We start from the raw sequence: 18,097 nt of genomic DNA, 5'->3' as shown, positions 1-18,097 counted from the left end.
GACTGCTGAAATTCATCATTCTGAAACTTTTCCTGTGTTCCACTCTTACTTTTGAACCGGTTTTTGTCTGCAGCTTATTACTCAGAACTGATTAACGGGATATCAGCGTTTAATGTCCGAGTCCGCAAGAAGCAACACCCGCTTTAAAGTTCTGCATTCATGGATGCTACAGTTAGGTTCCGGCATCTTTGCTACCCCGTCAAACAAGCCCACTGACCAGGTCACCCTGAATTGGCAACCGTCCGAACCGGTAGCCGAAACCCATGAACGTTACCTGTCTTTTTCCATCGACATATCCGTATTGGCGGGCGGGTATTGGTGGGAGGGTGCCCTCAATACCCGACGCGGGCTCGGGACCCTCAGAGTGTCACCGCTGAAGTTGAATTCCAAAAAACTGGATCGAATGGTTCAATTGTTAGGTCCCGCCTACCTTCGTATCGGCGGTTCTGAAGCGGATAAAATTCACTACTTTGCCCAACCAGATGACGAGCCGGAAGCCCTGACGCTGACGCATCAACAGTGGGATGCTCTGCACCAGTTTATTCAGCGCAACAACCTCAAGTTGATCTTTACCTGCAAGTACGGTCTGTTCAAACGCAAGCACCACGGTCGCTGGCAGGGTTCGGAACTGCTGGAACTGCTGCATTACACACAAACGAAAAATTATCAGATCGATATTTTTGAGCTTGGCAATGAACTGAATTCTTACTGGGCGTTTCACGGATTACTGTCACAGCCCCGAGCCAAACACCTGGCGCAGGATTACGACAGTTTTAGCGAGCTGGTGCGCTCTCTGTTTCCAAACGCCAGGATTTCCGGCCCCGGCAGTGCCTTCTGGCCGAAACTGGGCGAGACCATTCGTCCCATCAGCAATATCACACCCAGGTTTTTATCGGAACTGAATCAGCCTATCGATATCATCGACTGGCACTACTACCCTTTTCAGAGTGACCGCAGCCCCATACGCACCCGTCGGGCGCGAATACATCATTTGCTCGATCCCAAGTCCTTTGAATACTTTCGCCTGTACAGTGAAAGATTGAACAGACTGCGCAATCGCCTGCAACCCCAGGCCGAACTCTGGACCGGTGAAACCGGTTCTGCCCAATGCGGCGGCCAACCGGAGCTGTCTGATCGCTGGGTGTCCAGTTTCTGGTGGGCAGATCAACTGGGTATGGGAGCCAAACTCGGACAAAAAGTGATGGTGCGGCAATCCTTAATCGGCGGTGATTACGGCATGATTGTCCGCCTGACGCTCAAACCCCGTCCGGATTATTGGGTCAGTTGGCTTTGGGGAAATCTTATGGGCACAAAAGCCTACGAGATCACCAGCAGCGATCCGTCTTTGCGCTGTTACCTTCACTCGGCAAAATCACAGCGGGGAAAAGTCCTGTTGCTGATCAATCTGAAAGAGTATCCGGTAGAACTGAAGATGCCCACTCAACTTCGCTCGGCTTTAACGACTGGCTATGAAATGACGGCCAAAAACCTCACCAGCCGCAAAGTCAGACTCAACGGAGAGAAACTTCGATTTAAAGGCGGAAAGGTTGAACTGCAACACTTTCCGGAAAAGACATTCGATGGAATCGTGGCCGCGCACAGCATCAGTTTTTGGTACTGTGCAGAACCAGCTGGATAATTGAAGTTTTGTTACTGCATTTTTTCCATGACATCCTCTGTGAGATCGTGAAAGGACTCCGACCAGAGAATGGCACTTTTATTGACCACCATGGTTACGCCTTTCTCTTTAGCAACCTGGCCAATCACAGAGGTAATATTTTGCTGAAATTTTTCCAGCTCTTGCGTCAGCTCAGGCGGTAGCTCCTGTGCCGAATTAACCTTATCCTCAAACTGCGCCTGATCATTTTGAAACTTTTCCAGGCGGCCTCTTTGCTCGGCCGTAAGCTCCATCGGATTGGTGCCCCGCAAATCAGACAACTCCTGATATTGCCGTTCCAGATCCTGCTGCAATCGGGTTAGCTCCGCTCTTGTCTCACTCTGATAAATCTCCTGTTTGGATAACACTTCCTGAGCCGCAGGCGTATTAAACAACTGCTCTATATCCACATACCCATACTTTGCATCAGGAGCGGCCACAGCGGATACTGCCCCCCAACTCAATACAGCGACAGCCACAACAGTTAAAAAATGCTTCACTCTCATCATCCATCCATCCTTGCAGGTACGTTCATTATCAAATGCCCCGATGCAGGCTGTTCCAGCTTCATATTTCTGCGGGCACATAACTTCTCAGCTTAGAGCAGTGCGTGAGTTTTGCAATATTGTCATTAACCCTGCAGGTCAAGACTCAGTAGTTATCATTCTTCCGAATCAAGATTTAACCGCTCAAGCGCAACGACCTTTTCCATAATGTGCCGGTATTTTTTATCGTCATAAGGCCCGCCAATCGGGATAAACCAACTGCAGTGATTGATATGATTGTAATTGAGGAAAAACAAATACCGGCCACCGGTAATCAAACGTGTTGCGCAACTGGTACCATTACTGCCTTCCGTCGTCAGAACTTCCCATTGAGAGGGATTGCCCCGATATTGGTGAATTACATGGAAACGGTTATTAACCGCCGAAAACCCGGAGGGATCACCTTCAATCTTTGAATCAGTAATGAGGGCAAAGAACACGGCATCGCTGTTGTTATAATAATGTGCAATTTTCTCTTCCACACTCCCGTGAATCCTTTTGCAACTGCAGGAAAACACAGATTGTGAAATCACCAGGAGCATCAAGGGTATTAAATATTGCATATTGAATTCTTTCAAAAAACCATTTTAAAAGTACTGGGTCAGGAAAAGTGAGCGGCCCCAGCAACCTCTGATATAAAATTTCGTGTCTTAATTTTGTTTAGCCAGCCGAATACAGTCCCGGCCACTCTCTTTCGCGTCGTACAGCGCCATATCTGCGAGTTTTAATAATTTATCAGGGTCCCGGGTGTGCATTGGGTAACTGGCAATACCGATAGACAGTGTTACATGCCCCAGGGGCACACCTTCATGTGTGACTTCTGTATTGGCAACTGCCAGATTTAATTGTTCTGCCTTTTGCAAACACTCTTCAGCACTGGCCATTGGCATCAATACGACGAATTCCTCGCCACCTAAACGACAGGCAATATCTGCTTTGCGGAAAGAGTCTTTCAACAGTCCTGCTATGACCTTCAAAGCCTGATCCCCTGCCGGGTGTCCATAACTGTCATTAAATTTCTTAAAGTGGTCAATGTCACACATTAATAATGAGAGCGGCTGACCGACACGCTCAGCTGTAGCCACTTCATACTCCAAAACATCATCCAGGAAACGTCTGTTTTTCAAGCCGGTCAAATCATCTTCATAAGAATATCTCTGCAATTCCTCTCGCAAGGCGATATTCGTCAGAACCATACTGATTTTCTCTACTGCACGTTTCAGCAATGGCAAAAAGCCATAAACTGTATAGCCTTTGGACTCACCGGTTAACTTCACCTGAAGAATTGCCACACAATGAACCACACCTCGGGTGTCCGTAACATTTAATGAAAAAAAACCTCCATCATCCCAAAGCTCTGTGCGTGTTATTAACCCTTCGTCAACTGCAGGTAGCGAACCATAATCCCCCCAATGATGAGCGACGTCCCACCGTTCTTGAGTAGCAATTCGATACACCCCTGAGAACGGCTCACAGAGATCCACAATCAGATCCCCCAATTTATTAACACCTGCTTCTAAACTGTGGCAGCCCTCCAAAGCCAGTGTGATGTCACTAATTCTTTCTAACTTATCTTGTTGAAACTGCAGAAAATCAGAGCGTAAGCGTTCTTTTTCTGCCAACGTTTCCAACTGCTTAGTACGCTCCTCGACCTTCGTCTCCAGCAGCGAGTTTAATTCTGAAAACTGTCGTTGCGTCATCAGATAATGATTAAACGACAACCCAATAATCGCTAGCGAAAATATCAATGCGCCACTGGAAACCGGTACATTGGCCCATGACAGCCAGCTATGAGCCACAGCCATATCCAGTATCATCACCGCACAAAAGCCAAAGTACGCGAGAATCAATACTTTTTGTTCACCCGTCACCCGGTGAAAAATAAACAACACCGAGACAATCAGAAACAATAAAGAAACGATAAAGATCCCATCAAAAATCGGGTAAAGCTGAGTGACATTCACAATGCCCAGCAGACTACTGATGGCCGCCACCACCAGAAATGCCAAATGAAACATCCACAACCCGGTAAAGTGACGAACCTCAAAGCTGGATTTTGAAAGCCAATCAGCCAATAACATAAACATCGGAATTGGCAGCATAAAATAAGCAAATGCGCCGATGTAATTCCAAAATAATGGCTGATTCCAGACCAGCTTCATTACCGGAATATCCCCCATAACCAGCCCGGCCGCAGCCAAAGAAAAAAGACACACGCACAAAAATCGACGACGCTGTCCCTGCAGTACGGCAAATGCTCCCGCCATTAACGCAATCAGCAACGTAATCCCGGACACCAACAAGCCCTGCGCAGACTCCTTCACCACCTGATCGAGAATACTGACTCTTTCTGCGATCTTTACCTCGCCCCAGAAACCAATATTTTTGTAGTCTGAAAACACACGGAAGTAGATCGACTTGCCGGCGAAGTCCTCTGGCAATGTGATCATATGCCACGGCCAGCCGGCGAACTCCCCCCTGCCCCGATCATCAAACTCGCCATGTCGATAGATCAACTGGCCATCCACATAAGCCTCGACCAGAAAATCGATACTGGACGCATAAAGCACAGGATCCCGAAGGTTGGCATTGGGCAATGTCACACGAAACCAGATATTGCTCTGATCATCTCGAGCCACCGGATCCGCAGGATACTCAATAGGCTGCCAATCCAGAGTACTCCCGGGAAGCGTCCATTGCGGAACACCCGCCGGAGAAAACGGAGAATCCCCCCAACGATAGGCCCAACCGTCATTTAGAGCCGTTTCAGGATGATCCTTTACCACGTCAATCGCCTGGCTTGCCACTTGATTTTCCACGAAAGAAGACGACCAACTGACAGAAGACAGCCCCAAGCCCGCCAAAAGCAGCAGCACATAGAGCACAGGGAAATTACGTCGTATCAATGTCTTATCCAAATCAAGTTATAACCGCAATACTGCTTATATTAGAAGATGTTAAGCGAGTTTGGATTACAATTTGAACAAGTACAAGATTAATGGACAGGCTGGCTCAGTAATAACCAGTCCACCCCCTGCACAAGCAGCAGGGAGTCAATGGCAATCAGGCAAGGAGGCGAAGTTAGCCTTTACTTAGCACACGGTCATAGCAAGCCTTGAGATCACCACCAAAGCAAACAAAGATTACCGTGATTTTGGATGAGTGTTGCTTCAACCAGCTGTTCACCGTTGAAACAGCGATTTCGCAGGCTCGATTTACAGGAAAACCATAGACCCCGCAACTGATGGCCGGAAAGGCTATGGACGTTATGGCGCTGGACTCAGCCAGATTCAGAGATTCACGATAGCAGGAAGCCAGCAAGGCTTCTTCGTCATAATCTCCACCGCGCCAGACCGGCCCCACCGTGTGAATAATATAAGAAGCCGGCAAACGATATCCCTGGGTGATTTTTGCCTGTCCGGTTTCGCAACCAGCCAAAGTCCTGCACGTTTCCAGCAATTGTGGCCCTGCCGCCCGGTGAATCGCCCCATCGACGCCCCCACCGCCCAGCAACGAGTTATTCGCGGCATTGACAATAGCATCGACGCGCAGGGTAGTGATATCACCTTCAACCACTTGAATATTCTGCATACTCTCTCCCAACTACAGCCTCAAACTGAACTTGCTGTTGCACGCCTGACTTTTGTGAGCCAGCTTGTGAGTGTTTTGCTCCCGGTTTAGACCGTGACATCATCAGTCAGCCCCTCGGTATCGAGACCATTTACGTTGACATCAATGCTATTGGTCGCTTAAGCCTCTTTCAGATAATAGCGACCGTCTTCCCCCTCCTCCGGGTAATCTGCTTCCTCTACATTGAAATCAGCCGGATGCAGCCCTACCACAGGAAAGGCACTCCAGAACACCTGCTTTCCGTCTGTAGAAAAATTACGTCCCAAAGGCTGAAAGTGATCAGCATCTGCACCGTCAATAACCGTGTTGCCAAAGTAAGCCTTGCCATCGAGAACAATATACCAGTGCTCAAAGCCCGCACCATAGACTTTTACATTGATTGCCGAAGCCGCTTCCAGCAACCCCTGAGAATGATGAAATACCGCGCCTTCATAGGTGAAGTAGCCTTCACTCAACCAGTCCAGTTTGCTGCGTTTCACATAGCGGGACGTATATTCATCAATCTTTACTTCCTGATACTTATATTCTCGGAAGCTGTCCGCATCCGTTTTACCAAACCATGCGGGTTTAACACCCAGCAAACGCTTTTTCCCTTCGTAGACCGCGTCCTTGTCTTTCCAGAAATACCCGTCAACATCTTCTGCTGTCGCCGGGTCACCAAAAGGCAGGGGTTCCGCATCAAAAAAGACACGCTGATCGTCTTTTTGAATCCACTGGTTTATTACCTCGAAGCTGTCCGCGTCAGCTTCAACCACCGGAGTGCCATAGAAATAGACTTTATCTTTATCCCTGGCAAAATTGTTTTCCAATACGGTAAAACTCTCTGGCACAGCACCCACTAGCAGCCTGCCCTGATAATAGACCTGTTCTTCGATCGCCAGGTAAGCATGACCACCGTCAGCACCGAGATATTCATAGGATGCAGCAGGAACCGACATCGGCTCACCATCGTAATAGAACTGATGTTTATCGACACCGTAACCACCACCAATATTCACGAAGGTCTCAGCATCCGCACCAGCAACAGGCAGCCGAAAGAAAAACACCTGCTGACAATCTCGCGAGTAAATGGACTCCTTTTGATCACTATCGGCAAACAACAGCTCGAACGTTTGCGCATCGGCCTCGGGAATGACTTCGCCAGAAAAATACACCTGCTGCTTGTCTTTGGCATAAGCATTCGACAATACCGTAAAGGTCTCCAGATCAGCCATTTCCAGAAGTCGTTTACCCAGTTCGAAGAAATTCCCACCCTGCACGTAATACACATGATCGCCATCGTGGTAATACTGCTCACTCCGGGATTTGTCGAAGGCTTCGACACCATTCACGCGAGCAGAATTAAACACACCAAAGCCAACCATACCCAGCATAAACGGCACGCAGACAATACCTGCAATTATCAACAACCATTTCATCATATGTCTTTTTGATTCCTTTCCTGGCAAGAGCCGAACATTCAGTGAACAGATTTATTTAAAATGGTATCCGACTTGTCAACACCCTGAAATACGAAATGGAGTTTTCTGAGACCCCGTCCAATATATGTCAGGCTATATGGCATGCCTATCTACCCGACTTAAAATTATTTAAAAAGCGCCAGATTTCCCGCGATGATGTTAAATGATGAACCTGTTTTGAGCTTTTAGAATCGGTAACCAACTGTCGGTATGCGGGTGTTAACTTGCGATGGCACAACCACAACACCCGATAGCTGTTCATGGTTCCTTTAAAAATTGGGCTATCGTCAGGCCAACCTTCAGGATTTACAAACATCCCTTTAAGCCAGCGTTTTGTCACCCAGAGTGCATGGTGTGGTAAAGGCAAATCAATATACACTAGCGTATCGGCAGCGGAAAATCGCTCCCAGGCCGATGGCACACAGCCAAACCCGTCAATGATCCATTGCTCCTGACCTAAAAGGTCGGAGTGGATCTTGAGGTATTCATCGTGCGGAATGTCTCCGCCACCTGTCTGGCACTTGATCTTGTCCAGAGAAAAAAGCGGAAGACCCGTGGCTTCGGCCAAGTGTCTGGCCAGCGTAGATTTACCGCCGCCGGCATTGCCAAATATGGCGACCTTCTTCATGTTGCCTCCTGTGGCTATTGTAAAAACCCAAGGAGCAGACAACAAAAAACCCGCCTCTTGGGCGGGTTAGAAAACGGCTTACGCATCAGAACCCACCATTCCTATGGAATGATGGTAATAATTCGAAAAGATGGGCAAGAAGTGTTTGTATTCATAGCTTGATGATTACCGACAAGCCATTCAAAGTCAACTTGTAAAAAATATCTTATTGTTTCAGTAGTTCGTTTCCATCAAAAGAAATAGTTTGTCTCTTACCTTCAGTTCGAAAGACTACGACCTTAAATTCTTTATCCAGCATTGATCCTAATACCATAGACCTGATAATCACCACCCTGTACGGCAACCGTTATCTTGAGGGTGCCGGATGTACCCAGCTCACTGCTTTTCGGGAACGTGACCGCATAATTTAAAATATAAACTTTGGTATTGCCCTGTGTTCCGGATAACTCAGAGTAAGTAAAGCCCCCACCTTCAACCGAGTGAAAGTACTTCGTTAATTTCTGAAACTCGGCGTTTGCCAACTCTTTGGAAAATTGAGCTTTTGCACCGGGACCAAACATATCGTACAGCGCATCGTAATCTTTGGCGTTAAAGGCTCTCACGAACCTGTTGTACAACCGGTCTCTGACTTCATAAGTTATCACAGCCGGCAATTCATGCTCCGCGGTTTTCTCTGTCTGTGTTTGCGTAGCTATAGTCACAGGCTCGTCATTGAGGCCAAACCATACGGTTGCAACCAGGTTGGCAACCAGAAGAAGAATGATGACAGCTTGAGATGCTTGCATTGATCGATGTCTCCGAGGCTTATTGCTTCACGCCTTCCGTGCGGCGTACCGTATTTTAGTCAAGATTCCTTGCCCGGCTCATGGCGCGCTAATCTACCGCCATTGTCAACCAGGCTGCCTTTCACTACAAGGTTCGGTTTTGCCCCCCCTTCGCCTACAGTGTCAGGAATCCATGAATAAAGGTGAGCGAACTCAGCACAGTGAATTGTTTTCCCTTGCGACATAATTTGTCAGGCCTTCGCCGCCAATGTGTCAACCAACCACGTTTTAAAGGCCAGGGTTTTCTTCAAATGATCACTATGAGGTGAAACCAGTACACAGTAAGTAAGCCCTGGCATTGCGCAATCACGATCAAAAGGCTTTAACCAACCCTGCTGTATTGCCATGTTGGCCAACAACGAGCTGGCCAACACCAGACCCTGACCAGCCAACGCCGCCTGGATGGCATGATGCTCTTGATCGAAGCTTATGATATTTGAAGGAGAGAGATCCGGGCGAAACGCCGCTAACCACATGCTCCATGAGACCTGCGGCAAGCTTTTGTTTTTCCACTGGGTCTCGATAAACGTGGCCTCTTCGAGATTTTGATGTCTGGCTAAATACGCTTCTGTTGCATACGCACTGATGTTCTCGGTTAGCAGTTTGGTTGCGTCATCACGGTTATCGGTATTGCTGCCATATCTGATGACGAGGTCAACGCTCCGATCCCGATGGATATCGACCAACTCTTCTGTGGCATTTATCTCTATCTGAATCTCCGGGTACTGCTTTTGGAAATCCGCCAAATTCGGAACCAGCCACATCGATGCGAACGATGTAGTGGTAGAGACTCTCAAAACCGATTTGGCGTTTGATATATCCTCAATGGTTGCAGACAACCTCTGCAATGCCTGATACGCCGCCTCTGCCAACTGAGCGCCTTCAGGGGTTAGTACGACTGCCCGTGTTTGCCGTTCAAACAGTGAAACGCCCAGCTTGTCTTCCAGATTGGATATCTGGTGAGAGATCGCCGTAGGAGAGAGGTTCAGTTCCTCGCCTGCTGCTTTAAAACTGCCTGACCGGGCAGCGGCTTCAAACCCCCGCAGCTGATTCAATGGCGGTAAATGGGTAAACATAGCGCCCCTATAGATGCATAAAATTCATCTATAAGTGCATTTTGACCATTTGTCAAGACAGCCGCATCTGCGAATAATCCATAACAAACATCACGGCAACCGCAGGTAAACACAATGGCAACTTTACTTCATATCGACGCGAGTGCGCGCAAATCGCGCTCGATTACACGATCGCTGGGCACCGCGTTTAAAACCCAGTGGCTCTCGGCTAATGCAGAAGATAAATTCATCTATAGAGATGTGGGTAGTGCGCCTCCGGAGTTTATTGGTGAAAGCTGGATAGACGCTGCGTTCACTCCGGAAAATGAACGGACAGAAGAGCAGGCTTCACTGCTCAGCCAATCTGACCTGTTGATTGATGAAGTATCTGAAGCATCGGTCATCGTCATATCCACGCCCATGTATAACTACGGTATGCCCGCAGCATTGAAAGCCTGGGTTGATCAAATTGTCAGGGTTAACAAAACCTTCAGCTTTGACCTGAGCCGAGGTGATTTTCCGCTGGAACCCATTCTTTCAGGCAAAGCCCTTGTATTGCTGACATCCTGTGGAGAATTTGGTTTTGGAAAGGGCGAAGCGAGAGAAAACATGAACCATTTGACGCCTCACCTTCGAACCGTCAGTAAATACCTTGGTGTGGAGGAAACCCATGAACTCCGCGTCGAATATCAGGAGTTCGGTGATGCCAGGCATAAAGCATCCATCGAGCAGGCTTACAAAGCGATCCCTGAAATGGTCAGTAAGCTCTCTACAAGTCTGGCTATGAGCGCCTAAAACCCGCCGGGCAAACCTGGAACGCCAGTGAAGGGTTTGCCCTGACTGCCGGTGATGGTTATGTGCTGCGTGGCGCAAACATGATAATGGCCATGCCCAAAAGGGCTACCGCAGAACCCACCAGATCCCAGCTGGTTGGGCGAATACCATCGACAACCCACAACCACAAAATAGCCATAAAAATATAGACACCACCATAAGCGGCATACACTCTGCCCGCAGCGGTTGGATGTAACGACAGCAACCAGGCAAATGCAGCAAGACTAAGCGCGGCGGGAATCAGTAACCAGACTGACTTGCCCTCACGCAACCAAAGATATGGCAGGTAACAGCCAACAATCTCTGCCAACGCCGTCATTAAAAAAAGACCTACTGTTTTGACTTCAGGCAAAAGATGCTACCTCTGGTTTGTGATTCGCGATGTATGGGATTAGATGAATATTATGCTGAGGAATACCGGGTTGGGCAATGCGGCAAGTCTTCCCAGGGGTAAGTCTTTCCAGGGGCAATGCTTTTTGACCTTACGGCATCAGGCGATATTCATAACCCTAGGCTATAACGTCTGAGGAGAGTCATTAGCGTTTCGGCCGGACCAGCCACCGTGGTCTATACTGGGGACAAAAGCTAAATCCCTGACGGAAGGAGGCCTTATGTCGGATCATCACACCTACAAAAAGCTCGAAGTGGTCGGTTCTTCAAAAAACAGTATCGATGAAGCCATCAGAAATGCGATTCAGGAATGCGCGGTGACCGTAAAAAACCTGGAGTGGTTCGAAGTTGTCGAGACCCGCGGGCATATCGTCCATGATCAGGTTGGCCACTTTCAGGTCACGCTGAAAATTGGTTTTCGTATTGAGGGCAGTTGATATATCTCTCATCAGACTTTTCTGACCGTTTCACCGCCTCGTGGCGAAACGCATCAGTATAGTCTTCTGCCTTTTACGTCCCATTTGGACACATCCATCCAGTTCAATATAACTATAGAGGGTGTCTACAACTCGTGGGTAACTCGGACACATAACGCCGGCCATAAGCGGCGCCCTACCAAAGACGTCAGTGGAGGGCCATCGGCCCGCAACAGACTTAATGGTTTAGTTAACTGATTTAAACCCAAACGTCATTCGCTGCCGTCTTGGTACCAGTTTCGTCACCAGTATTCACAACGCCTCGTGGCTCGATGAGCAGAACCTTTGCCTCATATTCCGCAAAAGGTTTGTGTTCGATGCCTTTTGGAACCACATACATTTCGCCTTCAGACAGATCCACATGCCCGTCTCTGAAATCAATTCTAAGACTGCCCTCAAGGACTATGAAAGTTTCGTCTGTGTCTTTGTGATCATGCCACACAAACTCGCCCTGGATTTTTACGACTTTGAACTGATAGTCATTCATCTCAGCGATGACTTTCGGTGACCATTGCTCATCGAAGAGGCCGAGCTTGTTTTTGAAATTAATCGCCTGATAGTTCATGTAAACTCCTTTTCAGTGATAGTGATGCCCAGTGTCTGGCCGTACAACATCAGAGTTATCATTGATACTTATCTGTGTATACGTACTAATTTCTTTAACGAAATCCAGCGCTGCTTTACGATCATTTTCGGTACCACAAAAAGATCTCATCTCTGTAAACTTTTTGGAATTTTTCCCAAACATTACTTCGCTCTGAGTGATACCAACCCGATAAGACTTATTACCATCCTTTCCCCGTTGATAGCAGAGAACAGAGATATCAATAATTGTTGAGTAAGGAAAATGAATTACCTTTTCACCATAGAAATGTTTCCTGACTTGTACCGCCGCTCCAGCGCGGTTGTCAAAATAGAAACGTGTACTTCCAAAAAAACACTGCATGGATACGAGAAGACAAACACCTATTATTACGTATACAGCTACAACTTCTGATTTGGCAATACTCGTTGAAGTAAATCCAGCCAGAGACAAGGAAAGCCAAACTGAAGGAGCAATAAACACAAGACCTAGCCACCATGCTCTACGATGATATATTTCCATATGGATGCAATCTCTTCGGTTATTCCTGGAGCCTAACGTTCATAACTAAGGCTCCGCGCATTTTGCGGCGTCCGCTTGCCTGTGCCTGTTAAAACGGAATATAGCACCCATGGCGGTACAGAGAACCAAAAGGAGAATGCCGTTGAAGAGATATGGCGTACGATTCAAAAATACCTCTCCGTTATTTCCCAAGTATGCTTCGCCTTTTTCTAAAGATGCAATGCCTAATGTTTCATAGAGCGGATAGTATCTCCCGAAAGCGCAAACTCTCATGGGATAAAGCCCAACGTAAGGTGACCGGATTAATTTATTCTGTTGATCAAGGACGAGCTCGACTTCGTATTCAACAGAGTATTGGTTTACATTCCAGACACACTGTTCCGATGAAGATAATACCTCTATGCGGGTAACTTCATATGGGCCGTATTTGTGCTCATGGTGAATGGCTAAAGTCAGGTCAACGGCTACCATCAGGGCAAGCATGCCCAAGAAGACATTTGTAATTATGGTTGGCTTACGCACGGCACGTTCTCGCTTTAACACCGCTGACACGCGTTTGTCGCGCGCTCAACCTTGTTGGATTTTCATGGCCTCTCATGTAGAAACCACGTATTTCGCCCAATGAGGCCTACCGCCAACTCCGGCAGAGATACACCTGGCAGGGCGGTTGTACATGGAGCAAAAGCCTCTATTTGGGTTGCGAGAGCAAATGCATCTTCTATATCTTTGGGCGGCTTTGTTACTTTCACATGAAGCATCGTCCCGTAGTGCGCGGTGATTTCTGCGCCATATAACTCCTGCCACATCATCAACATCTTAATGGATGGAGGTGTTAGGTTATTACAGGCGCCATACCAGTGCAGGTACGCTAGAATGTGTGGGCCAGCTGATACCGGCAGCAATATTAGCTGTTCAAGTTGAGGGTCGGTTGGTTCAAACCAACTCATACAAGTGCGATCTTCTCCGGCCAGTTTTTCCAGTCCAATATTTTCAACCTGCCACCTAAGAAACCACTCGTTGAGTCCGAAGTAGTCTGAAATCTCTCCAGATGACATTCTCGATAGGATATCCTGCTCCGCTGGTGCGCTACCGAAGTTACGTTGGGAGGAGTCTATAAGCCAGCCAATAGAATCAACGGCGTCTTCCGTATAAATCCGATTATGCTCATTTAGCATTGTTTCTATGCTTGCAGGCTGGACCGAAGCCAATATTTGGCTCGGGAGCGCATTCTCTCCTGATTCCTCTTCGGTGAAGTAGAATCTTGAGAATATATCTTCATTAAGTACCGCTTCGCGCCAGCCAGAGGATGCTCCGGACCATATAGCGGTTACCACTGGATATAATCCGGATTCCTTTCTAAGGTAAAAGAAATGATCCCAGATCTCGTATCTCTCTTCGGGCGAGATTTTTACCGCAATCGCTTTCTTGGAACAGCCTGGCAGGGGTAATTCGACCAGTTCGCCATTCTTTTTCCCAAACTTTTCAATCTCTTCAAGAATCCGATTCACCTGTGACTTCCTTCGTGCAACCAAAATCTAACACCGCGCTCTGCGGAAATTTGCGAGCGCTAGCGAGTAAATTTTCCGTAGCAGCGCCTTGTTAAGTTCTATTCGTACCAAGATGATGTATCAACATCCAATTCTTCTGCTTCGACCTGAAAATCATCAGGATTTTCAACGTGTGATTTCATATCTAATGAAAATGGATAACTTTCATTCATGATGCATAAATCATCTTTCGGCCCGTACTCTTGGGTAACATGAACAGTGCCTCTTGCAGTGACGAAAATGTACTCATGATCAATACTCGTACACTCAATTTCTTCTACTTCTGAGTAATCGACAAATACGTGATTTGCAATAATGGAAAGGCTATCGGGTATAGCCCCAACGGCTGTCGTTACCACTGAATCATGGACTTTCTCTTCAAGAGCTTCGATAACGATATGTTCCAGGTCATCTATTTGGCTCAAGGAATCACTTGCTATCTTTATAACTTGCCGTGCATCTTCAAAGAACTTTCTGGGACATGCTTTAAAATATTTTTCAGTGATGTGTGTATATTTATTAAAGAAGCGAAATTCATCTAAGAACTCTGAGATACATTCATTCAGATGCTCCAGCACATCTTGCCCTAGATATTCATCTGATATGTTTGATTGAGCACAATACTTTAGTTGCTGGCGTCTGGTTACTTCATGTTTTTCACTTTCCCGCTCATACCATGAAACTGTCTTGATTTTTTTGACGGGCGCTTTCCGTTTAAGCACATGGAGCACAAGCTCACGCATTGAGAATGCAAAATTGTGAAATCTTAGCGGATTCCCATGGGATGCATAGTTTCTCAGACTTGCGACGAATAGCTTTTTCTCAAATTCAGTCTCTAAGAGAGATTGAAATTCCTTCATAAAGTCTAAGCTTTGTAGTTTCTTTAGCTTCATAGCTTCCTATGGAACTTAACGCTTAAAGCACGGGCGACAAAACCAAAGCGAAGCGGCGGGTTTTGGCGTCCTGTGCCTTTATTTGTTAGAAGCGTTGGCCACCTTGAGGTAATGATCGGTGGCCTCCAATATAGTTTCAGCCTTGTAGACTATACCCAAATCAATCATCTGATTTACCTCTGCCACAGCCTTTTGATTGGTTGGTATATCGATAACTTTAATCTCGCCCTGTTCTTGACGTTGATATACCTTCGCTACGAGACCGAGAAAATGCATTCTATTTCCCGCATACAAGCCACCGGCTTTATCTGGATGTCCACCTGCGTAATATATGAAAACAGGGCTTCCACTTGAACCTGGAAACACAGACGCATCAATTAGGAAGACTTTTTCTCCATTAAAGTCGGTGTAACAAGGAGTTGCAGTAAGTCCCCTACGAGTTACAGGAAGTATATTCTTCTGATCCCAGATCCCACTTGGATAGCCAATAAAAATGACTTCCTCCATTGGCCCGATGAATTTCTCATAGTGTTCATCATTAGGAAAATTGTCTTTCGTAACATTCTTCCAAAATAAAATCTGCCCGGCCTGTTCAGCAGATGAGATCATTACCGAGACATTCATTACAGCTACATCCACAGATGGGTCGGGATGACCTATAAATGTCGATTGACTATATGGAAATGCAACTCCCTGACCTATTAGAGGCTCTTTAGATTCTTCTTTTATTTCACCTCGCAACATCACGAAGTTTCCTTGAACCACTCCATCAATTACATGCTTATTCGTAACAACAAAAAGCCTCTGTTCATGCAGAAAGAAGAAGCCTGTTCCAACAGAGCTTCCATTTTTGGTTTGACCCTCAAGCCTGACTGTCGTATGTAAAAGTTCTTCCGCTAATGATTGCATGTTTTATATCCGAGCTTCTAACGCCCCGCTAAACGGCGAGCGTTAGCGAGTCCGGTGGAGGCCACGCTTTTTGTGGCCGGAACGTATTTGAGCGGCTTGTTATAAGCTGAACTCTTCGGTAATTTCACTGTAAAACTCAAACTCGTTTGCCATGCCAACTCCATTGCCCCCATTGAAGTACCTGACACCAACCGCAGTGCCTTCTGGGTAATTCTCGATTTGTATGACGACGCAAGGTACTCTGGAATTATTTTCACTATCTAACTGCACCGCAAACAAGGGCAATTCTGTATTGTAAGGTTCACTGCCAGATGGAACGTGAAATACAGCCCTACCTTCCTCTACGTCCTTTTCAGTAGCAGTCCTGCCGGAGATTACTGGAATATTTTTCCAATCTTTTGAATCGATTTCTTCCCACATAGCTCGAACTCAAAATGGCTTATAACGCCACGCTAAACGGCGAGCGTCAGCGAGTCCGGTGGAGGCCACGCTTTTTGTGGCCGGAACGAATTTGAGCGGATTGTTAAGTGACGCTATCTACACCGTAGCCATAACATACCGCCTATAATTTTTCCACAGAATAAGCCTAAACCTAGAAACATGAATATTGCTATATCTGACCAAGATCGCAGTGGCCCAAAGGATTCACTCAATATAAAAGGTAAAGCAACGAGACCAATAAAAACAAAAAACCAAGATACCATAAGCACAAAATATATTAGATTTTGCGTGATTGTTCGGTCTTTTGGTGCAGTTACGAAAAAGCGCATTATTGGGTTGCGAGGATAAAATTCACAGCCTTCCATAATTTGAGTATGGCCGGTAATAGCAAAGCCAAATACCGAACCGAGAATAAGTCCCGAAAATGCAGATGCTAAAATTACGATGAACTCCATGAGCATATTCACTTAACGCCGCGGTTTGGGGCGGACATGGAGCGCCAGCGGAATGGCCGTCCCAGCCGAAGGCGACAACACCGCCTTGTTATAGGTTATTTTAATTTATATACAACCAAATTCATGCTGAACTTATTGTTAGCCAGCCACTTATACATAGGATAAGAAAGAAGACCAGTTATTACAGCTGACAGTGGCGCAGTAAGTAAAACCACAAAGTTAAGCAAAAAACCCCCAATGGTTGCATCAGGGTCGCCACCAATAATTTGGATTAAATATGAAACTGCGTTAATGATGAGCAGCAAGAACCCCAAGCACACACCCATTACGGCGGTGAGTTTTAAATATGAACTAAAAGCTATTCTTGCTCTTTCTATTAGAATCTCTTCTTCCACACTAAACTTCCTTACGGCGTGACCTATAACGCCTCAAACACCGGCGCCGTTTACGGCGTCCGAGTGCTTTGACTTGTTACGTGATTGACTTGCAAGCATAACCTTTGGATGATCTGGGTCAATTACCAAAAGCTCTTGTATTACGTGCTTTAATGCTTTTCTACAGTTCTTTGTAGATTCTTGTATATCTTGCTCACGAGCGTTTAGGAAGTTTGCCATTTCTTCACTATCAAAATTCATTTCTCTTGATTTCAAGTGAACTAGAGAATTTCGATCCTTGTGTAGACGCTTTAGTGATTCGTAGGCTTGACCTGATTTAGATATTTCTTTTCCTGTGATTAATTTAGGGATAACTAACCACTTTGATATGAAGTCCAATTTATCTAAATGATCTTTAGAATATTTGTCACCCAAGCAAGATGCAGCATAGTCATAAATGAAAGCTTCAAAGTACATTGCTGTAAATACGACAGCAATAATACAGGATTGGTCTCTAGTTTCTTCTAGTGGATCTAATTCTATATGCAGAGAATAGTATTCTGGCGGTGGGTTTTCAGGGTCATCACAGTTTGATAGCAATGAAGAAATATCATCCCAAAGTTTTTGCACCTTTGGATTGATTTTCTCGAAGGTATCTAGATTGCTCTCCGCAATCCATCTAAACCTATCGTCTCCACCTAAGCGGGAATATGTTTCAAATCTTTCCATATTGTTTCACGTAACATCTTATCTATGGACTCTCCTCGGTTTGCAAGGTAATCAAGATAAAACCACATTCGACTGCATATATCTATTCGGTCTTTGTGTAGTCACACTGACCCAGATGACATTTGCGCGCAAATTCCTCATTATT

General features: G+C 46.3%; 22 protein-coding genes. 3 read left to right on the top strand and 19 right to left on the bottom strand.

The annotated features are described in order from the left end of the window. Positions 1-112: 112 nt before the first annotated feature. A complete protein-coding gene (locus KOI40_RS03380) occupies positions 113-1,639 on the top strand; it encodes a glycosyl hydrolase family 79 N-terminal domain-containing protein (protein WP_233710000.1) in 1,527 nt (508 codons plus the stop codon). Positions 1,640-1,650: 11 nt separating this feature from the next. Here the strand turns inward: KOI40_RS03380 and KOI40_RS03375 are convergent, their stop codons facing one another. From KOI40_RS03375 to KOI40_RS03340, 8 genes are all read right to left on the bottom strand, one after another. Further along, positions 1,651-2,166 (bottom strand): OmpH/Skp family outer membrane protein, encoded by a 516-nt coding sequence (locus KOI40_RS03375; protein ID WP_216096064.1) that lies wholly within the window; start codon positions 2,164-2,166, stop codon positions 1,651-1,653. A 152-nt stretch (positions 2,167-2,318) separates the two neighbouring features. Next, positions 2,319-2,684 (bottom strand): hypothetical protein, encoded by a 366-nt coding sequence (locus tag KOI40_RS03370; RefSeq protein WP_216096063.1) that lies wholly within the window; start codon positions 2,682-2,684, stop codon positions 2,319-2,321. A gap of 168 nt (positions 2,685-2,852) precedes the next feature. Beyond that, positions 2,853-5,120: a sensor domain-containing diguanylate cyclase gene (locus KOI40_RS03365; RefSeq protein ID WP_216096062.1), complete on the bottom strand. Its 2,268-nt coding sequence runs from the start codon at positions 5,118-5,120 to the stop codon at positions 2,853-2,855. Between the two features lie 163 nt (positions 5,121-5,283). Beyond that, positions 5,284-5,793 carry an O-acetyl-ADP-ribose deacetylase gene (locus tag KOI40_RS03360; RefSeq protein WP_216096061.1) on the bottom strand — a complete coding sequence of 170 codons (510 nt, stop codon included), beginning with the start codon at positions 5,791-5,793 and terminating at the stop codon, positions 5,284-5,286. Positions 5,794-5,951: 158 nt separating this feature from the next. Further along, positions 5,952-7,253 carry a DKNYY domain-containing protein gene (locus KOI40_RS03355; RefSeq protein ID WP_216096060.1) on the bottom strand — a complete coding sequence of 434 codons (1,302 nt, stop codon included), beginning with the start codon at positions 7,251-7,253 and terminating at the stop codon, positions 5,952-5,954. A 145-nt stretch (positions 7,254-7,398) separates the two neighbouring features. Beyond that, positions 7,399-7,920: an isopentenyl transferase family protein gene (locus tag KOI40_RS03350; protein ID WP_216096059.1), complete on the bottom strand. Its 522-nt coding sequence runs from the start codon at positions 7,918-7,920 to the stop codon at positions 7,399-7,401. A gap of 287 nt (positions 7,921-8,207) precedes the next feature. Beyond that, positions 8,208-8,705: a hypothetical protein gene (locus tag KOI40_RS03345; protein ID WP_216096058.1), complete on the bottom strand. Its 498-nt coding sequence runs from the start codon at positions 8,703-8,705 to the stop codon at positions 8,208-8,210. Positions 8,706-8,935: 230 nt separating this feature from the next. Further along, a complete protein-coding gene (locus KOI40_RS03340) occupies positions 8,936-9,820 on the bottom strand; it encodes a LysR substrate-binding domain-containing protein (RefSeq protein ID WP_216096057.1) in 885 nt (294 codons plus the stop codon). Between the two features lie 114 nt (positions 9,821-9,934). On the opposite strand from KOI40_RS03340, the gene KOI40_RS03335 reads away from it, so the two are divergent. After that, positions 9,935-10,594: an FMN-dependent NADH-azoreductase gene (locus tag KOI40_RS03335; RefSeq protein ID WP_216096056.1), complete on the top strand. Its 660-nt coding sequence runs from the start codon at positions 9,935-9,937 to the stop codon at positions 10,592-10,594. A 58-nt stretch (positions 10,595-10,652) separates the two neighbouring features. On the opposite strand, the gene KOI40_RS03330 is transcribed toward KOI40_RS03335, so the two are convergent. Next, on the bottom strand, positions 10,653-10,952 hold the full coding sequence (locus KOI40_RS03330) for a YnfA family protein (RefSeq protein WP_439653224.1): 300 nt from the start codon (positions 10,950-10,952) through the stop codon (positions 10,653-10,655). A 292-nt stretch (positions 10,953-11,244) separates the two neighbouring features. Between KOI40_RS03330 and KOI40_RS03325 the strand changes: the two genes are divergently transcribed. Next, positions 11,245-11,460, top strand: coding sequence for a dodecin (locus KOI40_RS03325; protein ID WP_216096054.1), 216 nt, complete (start codon positions 11,245-11,247; stop codon positions 11,458-11,460). A gap of 238 nt (positions 11,461-11,698) precedes the next feature. On the opposite strand, the gene KOI40_RS03320 is transcribed toward KOI40_RS03325, so the two are convergent. From KOI40_RS03320 to KOI40_RS03275, 10 genes are all read right to left on the bottom strand, one after another. Beyond that, positions 11,699-12,064: a cupin domain-containing protein gene (locus tag KOI40_RS03320; RefSeq protein WP_216096053.1), complete on the bottom strand. Its 366-nt coding sequence runs from the start codon at positions 12,062-12,064 to the stop codon at positions 11,699-11,701. A 12-nt stretch (positions 12,065-12,076) separates the two neighbouring features. Beyond that, positions 12,077-12,604 (bottom strand): hypothetical protein, encoded by a 528-nt coding sequence (locus tag KOI40_RS03315; RefSeq protein ID WP_216096052.1) that lies wholly within the window; start codon positions 12,602-12,604, stop codon positions 12,077-12,079. A gap of 45 nt (positions 12,605-12,649) precedes the next feature. Next, on the bottom strand, positions 12,650-13,126 hold the full coding sequence (locus tag KOI40_RS03310) for a hypothetical protein (protein WP_216096051.1): 477 nt from the start codon (positions 13,124-13,126) through the stop codon (positions 12,650-12,652). A gap of 62 nt (positions 13,127-13,188) precedes the next feature. Beyond that, a complete protein-coding gene (locus KOI40_RS18820) occupies positions 13,189-14,112 on the bottom strand; it encodes a DUF4253 domain-containing protein (protein WP_216096050.1) in 924 nt (307 codons plus the stop codon). A 98-nt stretch (positions 14,113-14,210) separates the two neighbouring features. Beyond that, the gene (locus KOI40_RS03300) at positions 14,211-15,044 is read right to left on the bottom strand and encodes a pPIWI-associating nuclease domain-containing protein (RefSeq protein ID WP_216096049.1); all 834 of its coding nucleotides are present in this window, start codon (positions 15,042-15,044) and stop codon (positions 14,211-14,213) included. A 78-nt stretch (positions 15,045-15,122) separates the two neighbouring features. Continuing rightward, positions 15,123-15,953 (bottom strand): S1 family peptidase, encoded by an 831-nt coding sequence (locus tag KOI40_RS03295; protein WP_216096048.1) that lies wholly within the window; start codon positions 15,951-15,953, stop codon positions 15,123-15,125. A 99-nt stretch (positions 15,954-16,052) separates the two neighbouring features. Continuing rightward, a complete protein-coding gene (locus tag KOI40_RS03290) occupies positions 16,053-16,373 on the bottom strand; it encodes a hypothetical protein (RefSeq protein WP_216096047.1) in 321 nt (106 codons plus the stop codon). Positions 16,374-16,486: 113 nt separating this feature from the next. Then, positions 16,487-16,849 carry a hypothetical protein gene (locus tag KOI40_RS03285; protein ID WP_216096046.1) on the bottom strand — a complete coding sequence of 121 codons (363 nt, stop codon included), beginning with the start codon at positions 16,847-16,849 and terminating at the stop codon, positions 16,487-16,489. A 95-nt stretch (positions 16,850-16,944) separates the two neighbouring features. After that, positions 16,945-17,244: a hypothetical protein gene (locus KOI40_RS03280; protein WP_216096045.1), complete on the bottom strand. Its 300-nt coding sequence runs from the start codon at positions 17,242-17,244 to the stop codon at positions 16,945-16,947. Between the two features lie 33 nt (positions 17,245-17,277). Beyond that, positions 17,278-17,952 (bottom strand): hypothetical protein, encoded by a 675-nt coding sequence (locus tag KOI40_RS03275; protein WP_216096044.1) that lies wholly within the window; start codon positions 17,950-17,952, stop codon positions 17,278-17,280. Positions 17,953-18,097: the final 145 nt, after the last annotated feature.

Origin of the sequence: Pseudomaricurvus albidus (assembly GCF_018863235.1) — a bacterium.
Lineage (GTDB): Bacteria > Pseudomonadota > Gammaproteobacteria > Pseudomonadales > Cellvibrionaceae > Pseudomaricurvus > Pseudomaricurvus albidus.
This window is presented reverse-complemented; position numbering and strand designations above follow the sequence as displayed.